The sequence below is a fragment of the Pseudomonas sp. R1-18 genome, assembly GCF_051132095.1.
Lineage (GTDB): Bacteria > Pseudomonadota > Gammaproteobacteria > Pseudomonadales > Pseudomonadaceae > Aquipseudomonas.
Window position 1 is genome coordinate 825,318 of sequence record NZ_CP071658.1, and the last position, 20,752, is coordinate 846,069.

At 61.9% G+C, this 20,752-nt stretch carries 16 protein-coding genes; 9 read left to right on the forward strand and 7 right to left on the reverse strand.

Going from position 1 to position 20,752, the window contains the following annotated elements; genetic code table 11:
* Window positions 1–175: 175 nt before the first annotated feature.
* The 3 genes from J3P77_RS03845 to ampE all read left to right on the forward strand — a co-directional run bounded on the left by J3P77_RS03845 (window position 176) and on the right by ampE (window position 3,982).
* Entirely contained in the window at window positions 176–2,437 is a 2,262-nt protein-coding gene (locus J3P77_RS03845) for a DUF1631 domain-containing protein (protein ID WP_434679720.1), read from the forward strand.
* Between the two features lie 144 nt (window positions 2,438–2,581).
* Complete coding sequence (gene ampD / locus J3P77_RS03850; RefSeq protein ID WP_434679722.1) at window positions 2,582–3,130, forward strand: 1,6-anhydro-N-acetylmuramyl-L-alanine amidase AmpD; 549 nt, start codon at window positions 2,582–2,584, stop codon at window positions 3,128–3,130.
* Between the two features lie 15 nt (window positions 3,131–3,145).
* The gene (gene ampE, locus J3P77_RS03855; RefSeq protein WP_434679724.1) at window positions 3,146–3,982 is read left to right on the forward strand and encodes a regulatory signaling modulator protein AmpE; all 837 of its coding nucleotides are present in this window, start codon (window positions 3,146–3,148) and stop codon (window positions 3,980–3,982) included.
* Between the two features lie 9 nt (window positions 3,983–3,991).
* Here ampE and J3P77_RS03860 read toward each other — a convergent pair whose 3' ends face one another.
* Both J3P77_RS03860 and cra read right to left on the reverse strand, forming a co-directional pair.
* Complete coding sequence (locus tag J3P77_RS03860; RefSeq protein ID WP_434679726.1) at window positions 3,992–4,771, reverse strand: TatD family hydrolase; 780 nt, start codon at window positions 4,769–4,771, stop codon at window positions 3,992–3,994.
* A gap of 1 nt (window position 4,772) precedes the next feature.
* Window positions 4,773–5,768, reverse strand: a complete 996-nt coding sequence (gene cra / locus J3P77_RS03865; protein ID WP_434679728.1) for a catabolite repressor/activator — start codon at window positions 5,766–5,768, stop codon at window positions 4,773–4,775.
* Window positions 5,769–6,112: 344 nt separating this feature from the next.
* Between cra and ptsP the strand changes: the two genes are divergently transcribed.
* From ptsP to J3P77_RS03890, 5 genes are all read left to right on the forward strand, one after another.
* Window positions 6,113–8,989, forward strand: coding sequence for a phosphoenolpyruvate--protein phosphotransferase (gene ptsP, locus J3P77_RS03870; RefSeq protein WP_434679730.1), 2,877 nt, complete (start codon window positions 6,113–6,115; stop codon window positions 8,987–8,989).
* The gene (pfkB, locus tag J3P77_RS03875) at window positions 8,989–9,930 is read left to right on the forward strand and encodes a 1-phosphofructokinase (protein ID WP_434679732.1); all 942 of its coding nucleotides are present in this window, start codon (window positions 8,989–8,991) and stop codon (window positions 9,928–9,930) included. Before ptsP ends, pfkB begins: the two co-directional genes overlap by 1 nt.
* Before the next feature lie 12 nt (window positions 9,931–9,942).
* Window positions 9,943–11,685 carry a PTS fructose-like transporter subunit IIB gene (locus tag J3P77_RS03880; protein WP_434679735.1) on the forward strand — a complete coding sequence of 581 codons (1,743 nt, stop codon included), beginning with the start codon at window positions 9,943–9,945 and terminating at the stop codon, window positions 11,683–11,685.
* A gap of 289 nt (window positions 11,686–11,974) precedes the next feature.
* Entirely contained in the window at window positions 11,975–13,531 is a 1,557-nt protein-coding gene (locus J3P77_RS03885; RefSeq protein WP_434679738.1) for an alkaline phosphatase D family protein, read from the forward strand.
* A 97-nt stretch (window positions 13,532–13,628) separates the two neighbouring features.
* On the forward strand, window positions 13,629–14,570 hold the full coding sequence (locus J3P77_RS03890) for an AEC family transporter (protein ID WP_434679740.1): 942 nt from the start codon (window positions 13,629–13,631) through the stop codon (window positions 14,568–14,570).
* 21 nt (window positions 14,571–14,591) lie between these two features.
* Here J3P77_RS03890 and J3P77_RS03895 read toward each other — a convergent pair whose 3' ends face one another.
* The 5 genes from J3P77_RS03895 to gatC form a co-directional block, all read right to left on the reverse strand.
* Window positions 14,592–15,626: a calcium/sodium antiporter gene (locus J3P77_RS03895; protein ID WP_434679742.1), complete on the reverse strand. Its 1,035-nt coding sequence runs from the start codon at window positions 15,624–15,626 to the stop codon at window positions 14,592–14,594.
* A gap of 53 nt (window positions 15,627–15,679) precedes the next feature.
* Complete coding sequence (locus J3P77_RS03900; RefSeq protein ID WP_434679744.1) at window positions 15,680–16,048, reverse strand: septal ring lytic transglycosylase RlpA family protein; 369 nt, start codon at window positions 16,046–16,048, stop codon at window positions 15,680–15,682.
* 133 nt (window positions 16,049–16,181) lie between these two features.
* Window positions 16,182–17,627, reverse strand: a complete 1,446-nt coding sequence (gene gatB / locus J3P77_RS03905; protein ID WP_434679747.1) for an Asp-tRNA(Asn)/Glu-tRNA(Gln) amidotransferase subunit GatB — start codon at window positions 17,625–17,627, stop codon at window positions 16,182–16,184.
* 12 nt (window positions 17,628–17,639) lie between these two features.
* Entirely contained in the window at window positions 17,640–19,091 is a 1,452-nt protein-coding gene (gene gatA / locus J3P77_RS03910) for an Asp-tRNA(Asn)/Glu-tRNA(Gln) amidotransferase subunit GatA (RefSeq protein WP_434679749.1), read from the reverse strand.
* 14 nt (window positions 19,092–19,105) lie between these two features.
* Window positions 19,106–19,393, reverse strand: a complete 288-nt coding sequence (gene gatC, locus J3P77_RS03915) for an Asp-tRNA(Asn)/Glu-tRNA(Gln) amidotransferase subunit GatC (RefSeq protein ID WP_434681871.1) — start codon at window positions 19,391–19,393, stop codon at window positions 19,106–19,108.
* A gap of 206 nt (window positions 19,394–19,599) precedes the next feature.
* Between gatC and mreB the strand changes: the two genes are divergently transcribed.
* Window positions 19,600–20,637: a rod shape-determining protein MreB gene (gene mreB / locus J3P77_RS03920; RefSeq protein ID WP_002555108.1), complete on the forward strand. Its 1,038-nt coding sequence runs from the start codon at window positions 19,600–19,602 to the stop codon at window positions 20,635–20,637.
* Window positions 20,638–20,752 lie beyond the last annotated feature (115 nt).

A 20,752-nucleotide genomic window follows, 5' to 3' on the forward strand; every position in this document is an offset into this window, starting at 1 on the left:
TGCGTATTGACCGTAGAGCGCAGTCTCTGCTGGCGTCAGCTACAGGTTTGAAACATAATCCGACTTGTATTTGACGTCATAGGTTTGACGAGGCATATAGCCAAGGCATGCTTCACAAGCGAAGGTTAGAGCCGCGCGAGTGATGGGATAAATGAAGTTCCTGTCAGGGGGTTTGATGCACAGCGACGATAGAGTGGTGCCTTTCAGCAAGGCGCTTCCGGCACAGGGAGCTAGCCCGCCTTTGGCTCGGCTGCCGGTCGTTCTGTTGCAGGTGCGCGACAAGGCCGCCCAGCAGCTCAAGGATGCCCTGCAGGCGTTGTTCGATAACGCGGACGACACTTTGTTCGAGATGGCTGACCGCGCCCACAACAACTCCGAACAGAACAATTTTTTCGAGGCCATGCGCGACCTGCGTCTCAAGCGCAAAAGTATCGAGCGTGCCTTCCTCGACAAGTTCTATGAATCTTTCCTCGCTCTTGGCCAGTACAAGATCAACGAACCGGTGCTTCCGACGGCTGTACCGTTCGAGAAGCTGGAGCTGGTGCACAACGATGAGCTTGAGAAGACTGTCGCTGTCGATGCGATGGTATCCAAAGTAATGAGCCGCGATAGCGTGGCTCTGGGTCAGTTGACGGCCCGCCTCAACGAACTGGTCCCTCAGCCCATCACTGATGAAGCCAATCCGATGGGCCCGGCCATGCTGTGCGGTTTCTTTTTGCAGGCCGGTCGCAGCCTGGGCGTCGGGATCAAGGTCAAGCTGATCATTCTCAAGCTGTTCGAGAAGTACGTGCTGGCCAATACCGATCACCTGTACGGCGAAGCCAACCAATTACTGATCGCCACCGGAATCCTGCCCGAGATGAAGGCGCTGCCGGCGCGTCGGTCTTCGGATCGCGCCGCGCCCAGAGCGCGCAGCGTCGAGATTTCCGAGCCGGCGCTGGCCGAGGCAGCCGACAAGCTCGACAAGGGCGTTCAGGAAGTTTTCTCCGCCTTGCAGGAACTGCTCTTGCAAGTTCGTGGCAATCTTGCGCCGCGTCATGAGCCCAATGCCGAAGTTCGGCCGATCTCCAGCAAGGATCTGCTGCGTCTGCTTTCGCATCTGCAACAGTACGTGCCGTCGCAGGAAACCGGAGACGACTTCGACCTGCGCAACCAGCTGGAGCAGTTGCTCACGCGGGTCAGTGTCAAGAGCGGTAAGTCGCGCAGTTTCGGTACGGGCGACGAAGACGTCATCAATCTGATCGCAATGCTTTTCGAGTTCATCCTGGACGACCGCAATCTGCCGCATTCCCTGCGCGCCCTGATCGGCCGTCTGCAAATCCCGATGCTCAAGGTCGCCGTGCTCGACAAGAGCTTCTTCAGCCGTGGCAGCCATCCTGCGCGGCGGCTGCTCAATGAAATCGCAACCGCCGCTCTGGGTTGGGGCGGGCGCGACGATTACCAGCGCGATTCACTCTATGTACGTGTCGAGCAGATCGTCCAGCGCCTGCTGAATGATTTTGTTGACGACCCGGCGATATTTTCCGACCTGCTGGCCGAGTTCCTGGCCTTCACCAGTGACGAACGGCGACGCAGCGAGCTGCTTGAGCAGCGCACCCGCGACGCCGAAGAGGGCCGTGCCCGTGCGGAACTGGCCCGCCGGCGTGTACAGCAGGAACTGAACCAGCGGCTGCTGGGCAAGACTTTGCCCGAAGCGGTTGTGCGCCTGTTGCAGGAGGCCTGGAGCAAGGTTCTGTTGCTGACCTGCCTCAAGCATGGTGATGACTCGCCCGAGTGGCAGGCCGGCCTGGCGGCGATGGACGACCTGATCTGGAGCGTCGAGCTGCACGAAGAGCCAGAAGCGCGCCAGCGTCTGCTGGAACTTGTGCCTGGCCTGCTCAAAGCCCTGCGTGAGGGCCTGACCAGCGCTGCGTTCGACCCGTTCGCGACCAGTGAGTTTTTCAGTCAGCTCGAATCGCTGCATGTTCAGGCTTTCCAGCATTTCTCCCGCACGCAGGATGCGACGGGGCAAGAGGCTCAAAGCGCCGTTTCCGTAACGGAAGACGAATCAGGGGGCGGCCCGGCGATGATGGCTGTCGTGGAAGAGATCGTACTGGTCAGCCTGGACGAACAGCTTCCTGACGAGCCAACGGTGCAGCTGTCCGAAGACGACGCCGGCCTGCAAATGGTCGCCAAGCTGCGCGTTGGCTGCTGGGTAGAAATCCTCGAAGACGAGGAACACAAGCTGCGCTGCAAGCTGACGGCCATCGTTGAGCCCAGCGGACGCTATGTGTTCGTCAACCGCACTGGCATGAAAGTGTTGGAGAAGACTCGTCTTGGCCTGGCTGCGGATTTTCGCCGCGGTGCCATCCGGATCCTCGACGATGCTCTGCTTTTCGACCGGGCGCTCGCTTCGGTGATCGGTAACCTGCGCAAGCTCAAAGGCGGGCAGCGGTAACCTGCGTGCCGCGCCCCCGGGGTGCGGACAAGCGGATCGCCGCCCGGTCGCATCCTACAGAGTCGGCTGTATCATCCTCTCGCGCATCGCTGCCCATCGCGGGCATACTTGCGGTCATCTGTTTTGTGCATCCAAGGATCCTTCATGCAGCTGGACACCGCGAGCGGTTGGTGCGATGGCGTGCGGCATTGCCCTTCGCCGAATTTCAATGCGCGGCCAGAAGGCGAGATTTCACTGCTGGTGATTCACAACATCAGCCTGCCGCCGGCGCAATTCAAGACCGGCAAGGTACAAGCCTTCTTCCAGAATCAGCTCGATACCTCTGAACATCCCTACTTCGAAGGTATCGCCGAACTGCGTGTTTCAGCGCATTTTCTGATTGAACGTGATGGCGAGGTCACTCAGTTCGTCTCTTGTCTGGACCGCGCCTGGCATGCCGGCGTTTCCAGTTTCCTGGGGCGTGAAGGCTGCAATGATTTTTCCATTGGGATCGAGCTTGAAGGCACTGATGAAGAGCCGTTTACCGACGCCCAATACGCCGCGCTGATCGAGCTGACTCTTCAGCTGCGCGCGGCATTCGTGGCTATAAAGCCGGAGCGCATCTGCGGTCATAGTGATATCGCGCCCGGACGCAAGACGGATCCGGGGCCGTTTTTTGACTGGGCGCGCTTTCTGGCCGCCGTGCAGGAATGAAGTGAGGGACGAGCGATGAGTTTTCTGGTGTTGCTGCTGGCAGTCTGGGTAGAGAAGTTTTCTGCTCTTCGTCAGCGCGTACAACGTGACGGTCCTTGGCTGGCTGAGTTGCACAAGCTGGAATCCCGGCCGAAAACCGCTGCACGTCCCTGGCTGATCATGGCGCTGCTGATCCTGCTTCCGCTGGTGCTTTTGCAACTGGCGCTGACGGTGATCGGCTCTGTGGCTTACGGCTGGCTGGCGCTGCCGGTTCATTTGCTGGTGCTGATTTTCAGCCTGGGGCGTGGCGATCTGACTGCCGCGCTCGGGCCATTTCGCGACGCCTGCCGCCGTGGAGACGCGCAGGCTGCGGTACATGTAGCCGAACGGGACATGGGTGTTGAAGCCGACAACAGTGAACAGCTTTTGCGTGGTGTGCAGGGCTTCATGCTCTGGCAGGCTTACCAGAGTTTCTTCGCCGTGATTTTCTGGTACTTCCTGCTCGGCCCGGTCGCAGCGCTGGCTTATCGGCTGCTGGCGCTGGCGGCGGAGCATGGCAGCACCGCCGCGGTCGTAGAGCGCGCGGCCCAGCTGCGTCATGCATTCGACTGGGTCCCGGTCAGGCTGCTGGCGGCCAGCTTCGCGCTGGTGGGAAATTTCGTGGCGGTCAGCCGGGTGATGCTGCACGAGCTCTTGAACTGGAACATCAGCGCGGCCCAACTGATCACTCGCATTGGCTGCGTCGCCAGCGAAGTGCCGGCGCCGGTCATGGGCGCGGAAGGGGTCACAAGCCTGGATCTGCTCTGGGAGCTGCTGGTCCGCGCTGCTATTGTCTGGTATGCGGGTTTCGCCTTGTGGACGCTGTTGATCTGAAGCCCGGACTCAGGCCCAGCCGAATACTTCGAAGGCATTAAGGGTGCTGGCTTCGGCCAGCTGCTCCGCTTCAACACCCATCAGCCCGGCCAACGCCTGACAGATAGCCGGCAGGTGTTCAGGGCTGTTGCGCTGGTTGGGAAACATCGCCGGTGCCATGTCCGGCGCGTCCGTCTCCAGCACCACGCTTTCAAGCGGCAGTTCGGCAAGCACACGATGCATGCGCAACGCTTGCGGCCAGGTCCCGGCGCCACCCAGCCCCAACCTGAAGCCTAGCCTGATGTATTCCCGAGCTTCTTCCCTACTGCCTGCAAAAGCATGGACAACTCCGCTGCGCTTGAGTTTGTGTCGCTTGAGAATAGCGATCACGTCGGCATGGCTGCGCCGCACATGCAGCAGCGGCGGCAGGTCGAATTCCGCCGCCAGTCTCAACTGCGCTTCGAACACCTGGCGCTGTCGTTCCCGGTCCAGATCCTCCAGGTAATAATCCAGACCGATCTCGCCGATGGCGCACAGTTGCGGGTGCCCACGCAGACGGCTCAACCATTCGCCCAGCTCGGTCAGATGCTCTTCGCGATGCTCGTCGATGTAAACCGGATGCAGGCCGAACGCAGCCTGCAGCATCGGATTGGCCAGGGTCTGATCCCAGATGCGTTGCCAATTGCGTTGGTAAACGCCTAGTACTACCAGCCGCTCGACGCCCAGCGCACGACAGTTTTCCAGAACCTGCGCGCGGTCGGCGTCGAAGTCGGGGAAGTCCAGGTGGGTGTGGGTATCGATCAGCCTCACGTCATACCTCGTGAATACGTTGCTTGAAGGTACGAACGATTGCGTGAACGCCGGGCTGGTACTGATCTTTCTCGATGGCGGCCAGCGCCAGTTGTAATGCCTTGTCGGCGATCATCTGATGCTGCTGGGCCATTGCATTGACCGGCAGCGGCAGGAAGTCCAGCAACTGAGTGTCGCCGAATGTCCCCAGATGCAGCTGCGCCGGATTCAGATGCTCGCTTTGCAGAACGTCGAATACGCCTTGCAACAACACATAGGAAGTCGTGATCAGCGCGTCGGGCAGGCGGCCAAGACGTCGCAGCATGTCGTTCATCAGGCGTTGGCCACACTGCCGGCTGAATGCGTCGCCGTGTTCGACGATGGTGGTGCCGGTGAAACCGCCAAGCGCATGTCTGAAACCTTCAGCGCGTGCGCGGCTGATGCTCAGTTCGGGGCGTGCGCCAATCAACGCGATGTGTTCTGGATGGGTCTGCAGAAGGCTACGGGTCAGTTGCAGGCTGGCGTCGTGGTCGTCGCTGACCACCGAGCAGAAGATGTCGGCGTTCATCTCGCGGTCGATGGCAATGATCGGCATGCCTTTCTTCTGCAGCTCCCGGTAGCTGTCGTCGCTGGCCGGCAAGCAACTGGCCACGAAAAGGGCATCGCAGCGCCGGGCGCGAAACAGCTGCAGCAACTGAAGTTCGCTGATCGGGTCGTCGTCGGAACTGGCGATCAGCAGTTGATAGCCGTGAGCGCGGGCGCCTTGCTCCAGCAGCTTGGCAATCCGCGCGTAGCTGGGGTTTTCCAGATCCGGAAGGATAAAGCCCAGCGTCTTGCTGTGCCGGCTGCGCAAACCTGCTGCCTGAGGGTTGGGTCGGAAGTCGTGCATGTCCACAACTGCCCGAACGCGCTCCACGGTTGCCGGGCTGATGCGCTGCTGTTCAGCCTTGCCGTTGATCACATAGCTGGCGGTGGTGACGGAAACACCCGCCAGACGTGCGATGTCGCTGAGTTTCACCCCGATTATTCCTTTTTGTTATTCCAAAACCTTCGAGTGGCGGACAGTGTCGCCTATCAAGGCGTCTGTTTACACCAGACCGCGAGATATTCCCAAGTACTCGGCCTATTTTGAGAAGTCTCCTACAGCGATCAGACCGACTGGGCTTCAACCGATGAACAGAATCGAGTAACGTGCCAGCCATTGTAGATTAAACGATTCAGCAGCCTGATTTCCTTTGCTGTAATCGTCATGAGCGCGAGGTCCCATGGGCATCGCAATCATCACCTAAGCTGTCGATCATCCAGTGATCGTCATCAAAACAAGAATCAGGCGGCGCCTCGGCGCCGCACAGGAGTCAAGCAATGCTCGAACTCAATCTGGAGCAGATATCCATGGCCCAGTCGGCGGTGGACAAGGCTGCCGCACTCCAGCTGCTTGCCGACCATCTGGTCGCCGACGGACTGGTCGCGCCGGGATACCTCAAGGGCCTGACGGACCGTGAACAGCAAGGTTCGACCTTTCTCGGCCAAGGCATTGCGATTCCTCATGGCACACCCGAAACCCGCGGCCTGGTGTTTACCACCGGCGTACGTCTGATGCAGTTCCCCGAAGGGGTGGACTGGGGAGACGGCCAGATTGTCTATCTGGCCATCGGCATCGCCGCCAAATCCGACGAACACCTGCGGCTGTTGCAACTGCTGACCCGCGCGCTCGGTGAGGCGGATCTTGGCCAGGCGCTGCGCGAGGCCCGCACTCCGGAAGACTTGCTCAAACTGCTGCAAGGCGCGCCGCAAGAGCTGGCGCTCGATGCACAGATGATCAGCCTGGGCGTCTCGGCCGACGATTTCGAGGAGCTGGTCTGGCGCGGTGCCCGCCTGTTGCGCAAAGCCGAGTGCGTGGACAACGGATTTGCCGCCGTGCTGCAGCAGGTCGAAGCATTGTCGCTGGGCGACGGTCTGTGGTGGCTGCACAGTGAGCAAATGGTCAAGCGGCCAGGCCTTGCCTTTGTCACGCCGGACAAACCGATGCGCTATCTGGGACAACCGCTGACCGGTCTGTTCTGCCTGGCCAGTCTGGGCGAAGCTCATCAGAGTCTGCTGGAGCGCCTGTGCCTGCTGCTCATCGAAGGCCGAGGCCACGAACTGGGCCACGCCACCAACAGCCGGGTCATTCTTCAGGCGCTGGGCGGCGAGCTGCCGGCCGAGTGGCCGACGCAACAGATCGGCCTTGCCAATGCCCATGGCCTGCATGCACGTCCGGCGAAAATTCTTGCCCAGCTGGCCAAGGAATTCGAGGGCGAGATCCGCGTACGCGTACTGGAAACAGGCGAGAACGCCGTGTCGGCCAAGAGCCTGAGCAAGCTGCTGAGCCTTGGCGCGCGCCGTGGTCAGACGCTGGAATTCATCGCTGAACCGACGATTGCCGCTGACGCGTTGCCGGCCTTGCTGGCTGCGGTCGAGCAGGGCCTGGGCGAGGAAGTCGAGCCTTTGCCGGTCGCCAGTGCGACGCCGACCGTGCCGGCTGCTTCGGCTGTGACAAGTGCCGCGAAGACCGTCGCCGCGCCCGCGCCGGGCAGCGTGTTGCAGGCGGTGCCTGCCTCGCCGGGGATCGCGATTGGTCCGGCTCATGTCCAGGTGCTGGAAGCCTTCGATTATCCGGCGCTCGGCGAGTCGGCTGCCGCGGAACGTGAGCGACTGGGCAAGGCAATCACGGAAGTGCGCCAGGACATCGAAAATCTCATTCAGCGCAGCAAGGCCAAGGCCATCCGCGAGATTTTCATTACCCACCAGGAAATGCTCGAAGACCCTGAACTCGGCAACGAAGTCGAACTGCGCCTGAACAAAGGCGAAAGCGCCGCAGCGGCCTGGGCGGGAGTGATCGACGCCGCCGCTTCGCAGCAGGAGCAGCTTCACGATGCACTGCTGGCAGAGCGCGCGGCGGACTTGCGCGATGTCGGCCGCCGGGTATTGGCGCAGATCTGCGGAGTGGAAACCATCGCCGCGCCGGAAGAACCCTACATCCTGGTGATGGATGAAGTCGGACCTTCCGACGTGGCGCGTCTCGATCCGGCGCGGGTGGCCGGTATTCTGACTGCTCGCGGCGGCGCGACCGCCCACAGCGCTATCGTGGCGCGGGCGCTTGGCATTCCGGCGCTGGTAGGCGCAGGCGATCAGGTTCTGCAGATCAAGCCTGGCACTGTGTTGTTGCTCGACAGCCAGCGCGGTCGCTTGACCGTTGCTCCGGACGAGTCGACGCTGCAGCGTGCCATACGGGATCGCGATCTTCGCGAAGAGCGTCTCAAGGCCGCAGCAGCCTCACGCATGGAACCAGCGGTGACCCTCGACGGGCACGCGGTTGAAGTCTTCGCCAATATCGGCGACAGCACCGTCACGCCGTTGGCGGTGGAGCAGGGCGCGGAAGGCGTCGGCCTGCTGCGCACCGAACTGCTGTTCATGGCGCATTCGCAGGCGCCGGATGAAGCCACGCAGGAAGCTGAATATCGTCGTGTTCTTCAGGATCTCGGCGGTCGGCCTCTGGTGGTGCGCACCCTGGACGTCGGCGGTGACAAGCCACTGCCGTACTGGCCCATCGACAAGGAAGAGAACCCATTCCTTGGCGTGCGCGGGATTCGCTTGACCTTGCAGCGTCCCGACGTCATGGAAAGCCAGTTGCGTGCACTGCTGCGCGCCGCCGACAGCGGCCCGCTGCGCATCATGTTCCCGATGGTCGGCACGCTGGAAGAATGGCGCCAGGCTCGGGAAATGACCGAGCGGTTGCGTCTGGAAATTCCGGTCAGTGACCTGCAACTGGGCATCATGATCGAAGTGCCTTCGGCTGCTCTGCTGGCTCCGGTGCTGGCCCGCGAAGTCGATTTCTTCAGCGTCGGCACCAACGACCTGACGCAATACACGATGGCCATCGACCGTGGTCACCCGACGCTCTCGGCTCAGGCCGACGGCCTGCACCCTGCAGTGTTGCAACTGATCGATATCACTGTCCGCGCTGCGCATGCCCATGGCAAATGGGTAGGCGTCTGCGGCGAGCTGGCCGCTGATCCACTGGCGGTGCCGGTGCTGGTCGGTCTGGGCGTGGACGAGCTGAGCGTGTCGGCGCGCAGCATCGGCGAGGTCAAGGCCGGTGTTCGTGAACTGACGCTGAGTACCGCTCGGCAACTGGCGCAGAACGCGCTGACGGCGGGCAGCGCCGCCGAAGTACGCGCGCTGGTGGAGGCCCTCTGATGGCGAAGATTCTTACCCTGACCATGAACCCCGCGCTGGATCTGACCGTACAGCTGAATCAGCTGGAGTTGGGCCAGGTCAATCGCAGCCAGGCATTGCTCAGTCACGCAGCAGGCAAGGGCATCAACGTCGCGCAGGTGCTGGCCGATCTCGGGCATTCCCTGACTGTGTCCGGCTTTCTGGGCGTCGACAATCAGCAGCCCTTCGAGAGCCTGTTCGAGCGGCGCGGCTTCGTCGATGAATTCGTGCGTGTCCCCGGTGAAACCCGCAGCAATATCAAACTGGCCGAAAGCGGCGGCCGGATTACTGACTTGAACGGCCCAGGCCCGGTGGTCAGTGAAGAGGCGCAACAAGCCTTGTTTTCCCGAATTGAACAGATCGCCCCGGATTTCGAGGCCGTAGTCGTTGCTGGCAGTCTGCCGCGCGGGGTCACGCCCGAGTGGCTGCGCTCGCTACTGGTGATGCTCAAGGGGCTCGGCGTCAAGGTGGCGCTGGACAGCAGCGGACTGGCGCTGCGCGCTGGTCTGGCAGCCGGGCCCTGGCTGATCAAGCCCAATACCGAAGAGCTGGCCGATGCCCTCGACGCACCGATCATTTCCATTGATGCCCAGGCCCAGGCCGCCGCGCGGTTGAGGGCTGAAGGCATCGAACATGTGGTGATCTCCCAGGGCTCGGAAGGCGTGCACTGGTTCAGTTCCGGAATCGCGCTGCACGGGCTGCCGCCGCAGGTGACGGTCGCCAGTACCGTAGGCGCCGGTGATTCGCTGCTGGCCGGAATGATTCACGGCCTGCTCAGCGGCCACGAGCTTCATCAGACCCTGCGGACCGCCACGGCAATCGCCGCCATGGCGGTGACGCAGATCGGCTTCGGGATCACCGACGCCGCGCAACTCAAACGGCTTGAAAGCGGCGTCACTGTGCGCAGCCTGGCAGAAGAATAAGAGAGGATCGTCATGAAGTTAGCCATAGTAACGGCCTGCCCGAACGGCAAGGTCAGCAGCGTACTCAGTGCACGATTGCTCGATGCGGCGGCGCAGCGCCTGGGCTGGGAAACCAGCGTTGAAGTGGTCGACCCGCACAAGCCGGACCATCAGCTGTCGGTGCTGGATATCGAGGCCGCCGATCTGGTTCTGGTGGTCAACACCGGTCCTTTGAATCTGAATCGCTTTGTCGGCAAGCGCCTGTTTCAGAGCGCGCCGGCGCAGGCGCTGCAGGATGTAGACGGCTTTCTGCGCCGCGCCGCGCAAGAGGCGCAGGTTTATGTCGCTGCGCCCGAACCCTCTGCAAGCGCCACCGGCGGCTCGGACCGCCCGCCGCGTATCGTGGCGGTCACGGCGTGCCCGACCGGTGTGGCGCACACCTTCATGGCGGCTGAAGCCATTGCGCAGGCGGCCAAGCGCCTGAATTACGAGCTTCAGGTCGAGACCCAGGGTTCGGTCGGTGCACGCAATCCGCTGAGCGCCCAAGCCATTGCCGACGCCGACGTGGTGCTGCTGGCCGCCGATATCGAAGTGGCCACCGAGCGTTTCGCTGGCAAGAAGATCTATCGTTGCGGCACTGGCATCGCCCTCAAACAGTCCGAAGCCACCCTGAACAAAGCCTTGGCCGAAGGCAAGATCGAGTCCGCCGCCAGTGCTGGGAGTGCGCCGGCCAAGCAAGAGAAGAGCGGTGTCTACAAGCACCTGTTGACCGGCGTGTCGTTCATGCTGCCGATGGTGGTCGCCGGTGGTTTGCTGATCGCCTTGTCGTTCGTGTTCGGCATCAACGCGTTCAAGGAAGAGGGCACGCTGGCCGCCGCGCTGATGCAGATCGGCGGAGAAGCGGCGTTCAAACTGATGGTGCCGTTGCTGGCGGGCTACATCGCCTATTCCATCGCTGACCGGCCAGGCCTTGCGCCGGGCATGATCGGCGGTCTGTTGGCCAGCACGCTGGGCGCGGGTTTCATCGGCGGTATCATCGCCGGCTTCCTGGCTGGCTACAGCGCGGCGGCAATCAACCGTTATGCACGCCTGCCGGCCAGCGTCGAAGCGCTCAAGCCGATCCTGATCATCCCGCTGTTCGCCAGCCTGTTCACCGGTCTGGTGATGATCTACGTGGTTGGCAAGCCGGTGGCGGGCATGCTCGAAGGGCTGACGCACTTCCTCGACAGCATGGGCACCACCAACGCGCTTCTGCTGGGTGTGCTGTTGGGCGCAATGATGTGCGTGGACCTCGGAGGGCCGATCAACAAGGCGTCTTACGCGTTCTCGGTCGGGCTGCTGGCCTCGCAAAGTTACGCGCCGATGGCTACGGCGATGGCAGCCGGTATGGTGCCGCCGATCGGCATGGGCATCGCGACCCTGCTGGCACGGCGCAAGTTTGCCCAGAGCGAGCGTGAAGCGGGCAAGGCGGCATTCGTGCTGGGCCTGTGCTTCATCTCCGAAGGCGCGATTCCATTCGCAGCCAAGGATCCGCTGCGGGTGATTCCGGCCAGTGTGGTGGGCGGCGCACTCACCGGGGCGCTGTCGATGTACTTCGGCTGCAAACTGATGGCGCCGCATGGCGGCCTGTTCGTGATGCTCATTCCCAACGCGATCAACCACGCGTTGCTGTACCTGCTGGCGATTGTCGCGGGTAGCGTGGTGACAGGCGTCGTGTATGCCGTGCTCAAGCGTCCGGAGGCGGTGGAGCTGGAAGTGGCACCCGCCGGCGCTTGATCTTCGGTGATATAGCCAGGGTAAATGGATCGGCCTCTTCGCCAGCAAGCTGGCTCCCACAGATTAAACTGCGCCGCAGCTTCTGTGGGAGGGAGCTTGCTCGCGACTGCGGGGGATCAGCCGCCTCGCCGGTGACTGGCGTTCCGTAGTCGCGAGCAAGCTCCCTCCCACGAGGTACGCAGGCAGCGCGACTGCGGTCGCTCTCGCAGGACGGGGCGCACCGGCCTGTCATACAGTCCCAACATTCGGCTGTTAGGTTGCCCTTTTCCTGTCTGCGAAGGGGTGAACCATGGGTCACTTCGATCTCAAGCGGCGTCGTGTCATTCAGGCTGTCGGTGCGGGTTTTCTATTGCCGGGGCTGGCGCCCGCGGTCATTGCGTCGGTCAAGGACCGCCCTCGAATCACTGATGGCGTGCAATCCGGAGATCTGTCGGGTGATCGGGCGATGGTCTGGAGCCGCAGCGACCGTCCTTCGCGGATGGTGGTCGAGTGGGATACCCGTAGCACGTTCAATAACCCGCGCCGGCTGGTATCGGCGCTGGCCGACCAGCGCACGGATTTCACCGCGCGCGTCGAACTCAACGGGCTGCCAGCCGATCAGGCCATTTTCTATCGTGTGTTGTTCGAGGACGCTCAATCGGGCGTCACCAGTGAGCCCTGGTTCGGTCACCTGCGCAGCATGCCGCAGCACAAGCGCAACATCCGTTTCGTGTGGAGTGGCGACACCGTCGGCCAGGGTTTCGGCATTAACCCGGATATCGGCGGCATGCGCATCTACGAAGCGATGCGTCTGCGCCTGCCGGACTTCTTCATTCACAGTGGCGACACCATCTACGCCGACGGCCCGGTGCCTGCGCAGCTGACCACCGAAGACGGGCGCATCTGGCGCAATCTGACCACGGAAGCCAAGAGCAAGGTGGCTGAAACCCTGGATGAGTATCGCGGCAACTACCGCTACAACCTGATGGACGAAAACCTGCGTCGCTTCAACGCCGAGGTGCCGCAGATCTGGCAATGGGACGACCATGAAGTGACCAACAACTGGTCTTCGAGCAAACAGCTCGATGATCGTTACAAGGTCAAGGATATCCAGCTGCTGGCCACTCGGGCGCGCCAGGCTTATCTGGAATACGCGCCGATGCGCCTGCAGCAGGCCGATAACGGCGGGCGGATCTATCGCAAGATTCCGTATGGACCGATGCTCGATGTGTTCGTGCTCGACATGCGCAGCTATCGAGGCGGCAACGACGCCAATCTGGCTGACAAGCCGGGGCCAGGCACCGCCTTCCTCGGGCGCGAACAACTGGATTGGCTGAAGCGAGAGCTCAAGGCATCGAACGCGCAATGGAAAGTCATTGCGGCAGACATGCCGGTCGGCCTTGGCGTGCCGGATGGCGAAGTCAGTCCGGGCGTCGCGCGATGGGAGGCCATCGCCAACGGTAATGACGGACCCGCAATGGGCCGTGAACTGGAAATCGCGGAGTTGCTGGGCTACCTGCGCGCGGAGAAGATCCGCGACTGCGTCTGGCTGACCGCCGATGTGCATTACTGCGCGGCGCATCACTACCACCCGGATCGCGCGGTGTTCCAGGATTTCGAGCCGTTCTGGGAGTTCGTTGCGGGCCCGTTGAATGCCGGGAGTTTCGGGCCCAACCCCTTGGACAGGACGTTCGGTCCGGAATTGGTCTTTCAGAAGGCGCCACCGGCGCAGAACACCTCGCCTTTTGCGGGCTTCCAGTTTTTCGGCGAAGTGAACATCGACGGGCAGACCTCCGAGCTGACGGTAAACCTGCGCGATCTGGATGGCGTTTCGGTATTCGAGCGCAAGCTGCAGCCGTCGGTCTAGCGCATCGGCGGACAAGCCGGCTGGAATTCCTTGCAACACCTGTACGTCCGGGTGGCCTATCATAAGCCACCTAACGAACAGTGCAGGGTTGCAAGGCATGCTGGGTATTTTTCTCGAAACCCTGAACATCACAGCGCCAGTGTTCGCCATGCTGTTTCTCGGCGTATTTCTCAAGCGAATAGGCGCGATCAACGACGGTTTTATCGTTTCCGCTTCCGGTCTGGTGTTCAACGTCACCATGCCCGCCTTGCTGTTCTTGGGGATTATCCACGCCAACCTGCGCGATGCGTTACAGCCCAAACTGCTGATCTTTTTCAGCGTGGCTACGCTGCTCAGCTTTGCCTGCACCTGGGCGTGGGCCATCTGGCGCTGCCCGCACGTCGAGCGCGGCATCTACGTGCAAGGTGCGTTCCGAGGCAACAATGGCGTCGTCGGCCTCGCGCTGGCGGCCAGCATGTATGGCGATTACGGCATTTCGTTGGGAGCGATTCTCGCGGCACTGGTCATCGTGTTCTACAACACCCTGTCGACCATCGTGCTGGCCGTGTACAGCCCGGTGATCAAGTCCGATCCCTGGAGCGTGTTCAAAAGCGTGCTGGCCAATCCGCTGATCATCAGCGTGATCGTCGCGGCGCCGTTTGCGTATTTCGGCATCGGCCTGCCGAACTGGCTGGAAAAGTCCGGCAGTTACCTGGCCCAGATGACGCTGCCGCTGGCGCTTATCTGCATCGGCGGCACCTTGTCGCTGGCGTCGTTGCGCAAGAGCGGCAAACTGGCGGTCAGCGCCAGCCTGGTGAAAATGGTCTGGCTGCCGCTGTTTTGCACATTGATCGCCTGGCTGGTCGGGTTTCGTGGCGCGGAGTTGGGGATTCTCTTCCTGTACTTTGGCAGCCCGACCGCCGCCGCCAGTTACATCATGGCGCGCACCGCCAACGGCAACTACGAGCTGGCCGCAGCGATCATCGTGATCACGACGCTGGCTGCGGCGGTGACCACCAACATCGGGATTTTCATTCTGCAGTGGGGCGGCTGGATCTAGGCCCGCCAGCCCGGCCGCGTTTCAATGCTGACGCCGCCACGCACGGAGGATGCCGATAGCGACGATCACGCCCAGCACTGGCAGGACGAACTTGAGCATCGCGCCTTCCAGGCGCTCGGCAAGCAACATGCCAGTGCTGATCGAGACGATGTGCAAACCGTAAGTCAGGTACAGCGACAACAACAGCAGGCCTTCGATACGGTCGATCCGGTAGCCGGAATACAACACCGGCAGACACAGCACTGCGACGCCGAGCAGCACCGGCAGGTCGAACGCCAGCGCATTGGGCGAAACCGACAGCGCAGCCGGAGCGACCAGTGCCGTTGCACCCAGCACCCCGAGCAGGTTCAAGAGGTTGCTGCCGATCACGTTGCCTACTGCAATGTCCCGTTCTCCACGCAGTGCGGCGATCAGCGAAGTCGTGAGGCCTGGCAGCGACGTGCCGATGGCGATCACAGTCAGACCGATAATCCGCTCGGACAGGCCCAGATTCAGGGCGATCACGACCGAGGCGTCGACCAGCAGATGACCACCGACGCCGAGCATCAGGAGGCCGCTGACGAGCATCGCCAGACGCGAGCCGGCACGAGGTGTCCCGGCGCTTACCGTATGACCATGGCGTGGCGCGCCCTGGCCGGCCTGACGCAACACGATGAACAGGCACATTCCCAGGCCGGCCAGCAACAGCGCGCCGTCGAGCCTGTTCAGTTCGCCGCTCCACGACAGCGCGGTGACGAGCAGGCAGGCGCCGATCATCAGCGGGATGTCGATGCGCATTACCTGACGGGCTACCCGTAGCGGAATGATCAGCGCGCAAAGGCCAAGAGTAACCAGCACATTGAAAATGCTGCCGCCGATCACACCGCCTACCGCGATATCAGTGTTGCCGGAGAATGCCGCCTGTAGACCGACCGCCATCTGCGGCGCGCTGCTTCCCATCGCCACCACGGTGAGGCCGATGATCAGCGGACGCACGCGCAGGACGGCTGCCAGGTGAACCGCTGCGCGCACTGCCAGTTCGGCTCCGATCAGCAGGAACAGCAAGCCGCTGAGCAACTGGATGAGCGCGGGGGCGGGAAGGGCCGATAGCTGGATGATATGCGGGGTCCTCAGTCCAGGCTCTGGACGCGGACTTTAGCGACGCCGCTGCGCAGCATGCCGAGTTGTTCGGCGGCGGCCCGGGATATGTCGATCAAGCGCCCTCGGGTGTGCGGGCCTCGATCGTTGATGCGCAGGATCACCGCCTTGTCATTGTTGAGGTTGGTCACCTTGACCCGCGTGCCGAATGGCAACTGTCGATGAGCGGCGGTCATGGCGTTCTGATTGAAGGCTTCACCGCTGGCGGTACGTTTACCGTGATGGCGGGCACCGTAATACGAGGCACCACCGGTTTCGTCGTAGCCGTGCGGATCGATTTCATGACTGGCACAGCCAGCCAGCAGCGTCAGCAGGCTAAAGGCGGGGAGAAGTCGGCGCATTGATGCGGTTCCTGAATTGGGCCGGCAGGAGCGGACTTGTCCGCGAAGACTGACTTCCAGGCGCTGCATTGGCTGCGGCTGTACTGACTTCTTCGCGGACAAGTCCGCTCCCACGTCTGCGAGCGTCGGGCTATCAGCCTTCCAGCTTGGCCTTGAGCAGTTCGTTGACCTGCTGCGGGTTGGCCTTGCCTTTGGAGGCTTTCATCGCCTGGCCGACGAAGAAGCCGAACATCTTGCCGCGTTTGGCTTCGTCGGCGGCGCGGTACTGTTCGACCTGCTCGGCGTTGGCCGCCAGCATTTCGTCGAGCATAGCCTCGATGGCACCGCTGTCCGTAACCTGTTTCAGGCCGCGCTTTTCGATGATCTCGTCGGCACTGCCTTCGCCATTGGCCATCGCCTCGAAGACCATCTTGGCGATCTTGCCGGAGATGGTGTTGTCGGAGATGCGCTTGAGCATGCCGCCCAGTTGCTCGGCGCTGACCGGCGACTGTTCGATTTCCAGACCCTGCTTGTTCAGCAGGCTGCCCAGTTCAACCATGACCCAGTTGGCTGCCAGCTTGGCGTCGCCGCCGATGCTGGCTACCTGTTCAAAGTAATCGGCCTGCTCGCGGCTGGAAGCCAGCACGCTGGCGTCGTAGGCCGACAGGCCGAACTGGCTCTGGAAACGCTCGCGCTTCTGCGGCGGCAATTCCGGCAGCGTCGCGCGGGTTTCTTCGAGGAAGGAGTCCTCGATGATCACCGGCAGCAGGTCCGGATCGGGGAAGTAACGGTAGTCGTTGGCTTCCTCTTTGCTGCGCATGGCGCGGGTTTCGTCTTTGGTCGGGTCGTACAGACGGGTTTGCTGGACCACCTTGCCGCCGTCTTCGATCAGATCGATCTGGCGCTGGATCTCGCTGTTGATCGCTTTTTCGATGAAGCGGAACGAGTTGACGTTCTTGATCTCGCAACGCGTGCCGAACTCTTCCTGGCCTTTTGGGCGGATCGACACGTTGCAGTCGCAACGCAGCGAGCCTTCGGCCATGTTGCCATCGCAGATGCCCAGGTAACGCACCAGCGCGTGGATAGCCTTGACGTAAGCCACGGCTTCCTTGGCGCTGCGCATGTCAGGCTCGGAAACGATTTCCAGCAGCGGCGTACCGGCGCGGTTGAGGTCGATCCCCGTCATGCCGCTGAAGTCTTCGTGCAGGCTTTTGCCCGCGTCTTCCTCAAGGTGAGCGCGGGTGATGCCGATGCGTTTGACAGTGCCGTCTTCAAGCGTGATGTCCAGGTAGCCCTTGCCGACGATCGGCAATTCCATCTGGCTGATCTGGTAACCCTTCGGCAGATCCGGATAAAAGTAGTTCTTGCGAGCAAAAACGTTGTGCTTGCCAATCTCGGCGTTTACCGCCAGACCGAACTTGCACGCCATGCGCACGGCTTCTTTGTTCAATACCGGCAGTACGCCAGGCATGCCCAGGTCGACGAGGCTGGCCTGCGTGTTGGGTTCGGAGCCGAACGTGGTCGCGCTGCCGGAAAAAATCTTCGACTGAGTCGAGAGCTGGGTATGAATCTCCAGCCCGATGACGACTTCCCATTGCATATCAAGTGCTCCTCAGAAGCCTTCAGGTGTACGGGTATGCCAGTCAGTGACCTGTTGGTACTGATGAGCGACGTTCAACAGACGGCTTTCCTGGAAATATGGAGCCAGCAACTGCACGCCGACCGGCAGACCATCGACAAAGCCCGCTGGCATCGACAGGCCTGGCAGGCCGGCGAGGTTAGCGGTGATGGTGTAGAAGTCTTCCAGGTATTCGGCAATCGGATCGTTGGACTTGGCGCCGATTTTCCACGCCGGGTTGGGCGTGGTCGGGCCGAGGATCACGTCGACTTCGGCAAATGCGGCCATGAAGTCGTTCTTGATCAGACGGCGGATTTTCTGGGCTTGCAGGTAATAGGCGTCGTAATAACCGGCCGACAGCGCATAGGCACCGACCATGATGCGGCGCTGCACTTCAGGCCCGAAGCCTTCCGCGCGCGAGCGCTTGTACAGGTCGGTCAGGTCCTTGGGATCTTCACAGCGGTAGCCGAAGCGAACGCCGTCGAAACGCGACAGGTTGGAAGAAGCTTCCGCCGGCGCGATGACGTAATAGGCCGGGATACCGTGTTGCAGGTTCGGCAGGCTGATTTCCTTGACGATGGCGCCGAGCTTTTCCAGCTCCTTGACGCTTTCCTGCACCAGTTGCGCGATGCGCGGGTCCAGGCCTGCGCTGAAATACTCTTTCGGCAGGCCGATACGCAGACCCTTGATCGAGGCATTCAGGCTGGCCGAGTAGTCCGGGACTGGCTCGTCGATGCTGGTCGAGTCCTGCGGGTCGAAACCGGCCATGCCTTGCAGCAGCAGTGCACAGTCTTCGGCGGTGCGGGCCATCGGGCCTGCCTGATCCAGGCTTGACGCGTAGGCGATCATGCCCCAGCGCGATACGCGACCGTAAGTCGGCTTAAGGCCGGTCAGGTTGGTCAGCGCGGCCGGCTGGCGAATCGAACCGCCGGTGTCGGTGCCGGTTGCGGCTGGCAGCAGACGCGCGGCCACGGCGGCAGCCGAGCCACCGGACGAACCGCCGGGTACGTGCTCAAGATTCCACGGGTTTTTCACCGCGCCGTAGTGGCTGGACTCGTTGGCCGAGCCCATGGCGAATTCGTCCATGTTGGTCTTGCCGAGGGTCACGGTGCCCGCGGCAGCGAGCCGGGAGACGACAGTGGCGTCGTAAGGCGCCTTGAAGCTGTCGAGCATCAGCGACGCGCAGCTGGTGCGGATGCCCTGGGTGCAGAACAGGTCCTTGTGCGCCAGCGGGGCGCCCAGCAGAGCGCCATTCTCGCCGGCCGCGCGCCGGGCGTCGGCCGCCTGCGCCTGGGTGATGGCCAGGTCTTCGGTCAGGGTGATGAAACTGTTGAGCTGCGGGTCGAGCTTCGCGATGCGCGACAGCAGGACACGGGTCAGTTCTTCAGAGGAAAACTTCTTTTCGGCGAGTCCGCGAGCGATCTCGGCCAGAGTCATTTGATGCATGCAGGCTCTTTCCCTTACTCGATGACTTTCGGAACCAGATAAAGGCCGTCTTGGACCGCTGGTGCGATGGCTTGGTAAGTGTCGCGACGATTATGCTCGGTAACGGCGTCGTCACGCAGGCGCTGAGAGGCTTCCAGCGGGTGCGCCAACGGCTCGATGCCGGTGGTATCGACCGCCTGCATCTGATCGACCAGCCCCAGAATGCTGTTAAGGGCTTCGGTGGTGCGTGGGATATCGGCGTCATTGAGGCCCAGTCGGGCCAGATGAGCGATCTTTTCCACGTCGGAGCGTTCAAGCGACATCGGGTATCTCCAGTGGAATGCCAGCGGCGCGCGGCCGTTGGCGGATTGCGGTACACCATCGCGTTCGTGCGGGCTCAAGCCGCCAACGCCTTGGGTCGTGTTCAGAAAACCGCCAATTTAACATATTGGCTCCTTGCCCAAAATCCCTGTCGTTGTTAGAGTTTGCCGCACTTTTTTACCCACGCGTTCCCTAGGGTCCCTTTCCCATGTTCAAGAAACTGCGTGGCATGTTTTCCAGTGATCTATCCATCGACCTGGGCACTGCCAACACCCTTATTTACGTGCGTGAGCGCGGTATCGTTCTGAATGAACCTTCTGTTGTGGCCATTCGTACCCACGGCAACCAGAAGAGCGTCGTGGCTGTTGGTACCGAAGCCAAGCGCATGCTGGGTCGTACTCCAGGCAACATCGCGGCCATTCGCCCCATGAAGGACGGCGTCATCGCCGACTTCAGCGTGTGCGAGAAGATGCTGCAGTATTTCATCAACAAGGTTCACGAAAACAGCTTCCTGCAGCCAAGCCCGCGTGTGCTGATCTGCGTTCCGTGCAAATCCACCCAGGTTGAGCGCCGCGCCATTCGCGAGTCGGCCCTGGGCGCGGGCGCGCGTGAAGTATTCCTGATCGAAGAACCGATGGCAGCCGCCATCGGTGCCGGCCTGCCGGTTGAAGAAGCTCGTGGTTCGATGGTCGTCGATATCGGCGGCGGTACCACTGAAATCGCGCTGATCTCTCTCAACGGTGTGGTGTATGCCGAATCCGTTCGCGTTGGTGGCGACCGTTTCGACGAGGCGATCATCACCTACGTGCGCCGCAACTACGGCAGCCTGATCGGCGAATCCACCGCCGAGCGAATCAAGCAGGAAATCGGTACGGCGTACCCGGGCGGCGAAGTTCGTGAAGTCGACGTTCGTGGCCGTAACCTGGCCGAAGGCGTACCGCGTGCCTTCACCCTCAACTCCAACGAAGTGCTCGAAGCGCTTCAGGAGTCGCTGGCGACCATCGTTCAGGCAGTCAAGAGCGCTCTGGAGCAGTCGCCTCCGGAGCTGGCCTCGGACATCGCCGAGCGTGGCCTGGTGCTGACTGGTGGCGGCGCGCTGCTGCGCGATCTGGACAAGCTGCTGGCCCAGGAAACCGGCTTGCCGGTCATCGTCGCCGAAGACCCGCTGACCTGTGTAGCGCGCGGCGGCGGCCGTGCGTTGGAAATGATGGATAAGCACACCATGGATCTGCTCTCCAGCGAGTAACTCGCCGGGGTGCTGTGCATGGGGCCTTTGTATGCAGGTAGCGCGTGTGCTACCTGTATGCGTCAGGCTGACGCCGGAACAGGGCGCCCATTTCTTCCATCTGTCCAGGCCGGTT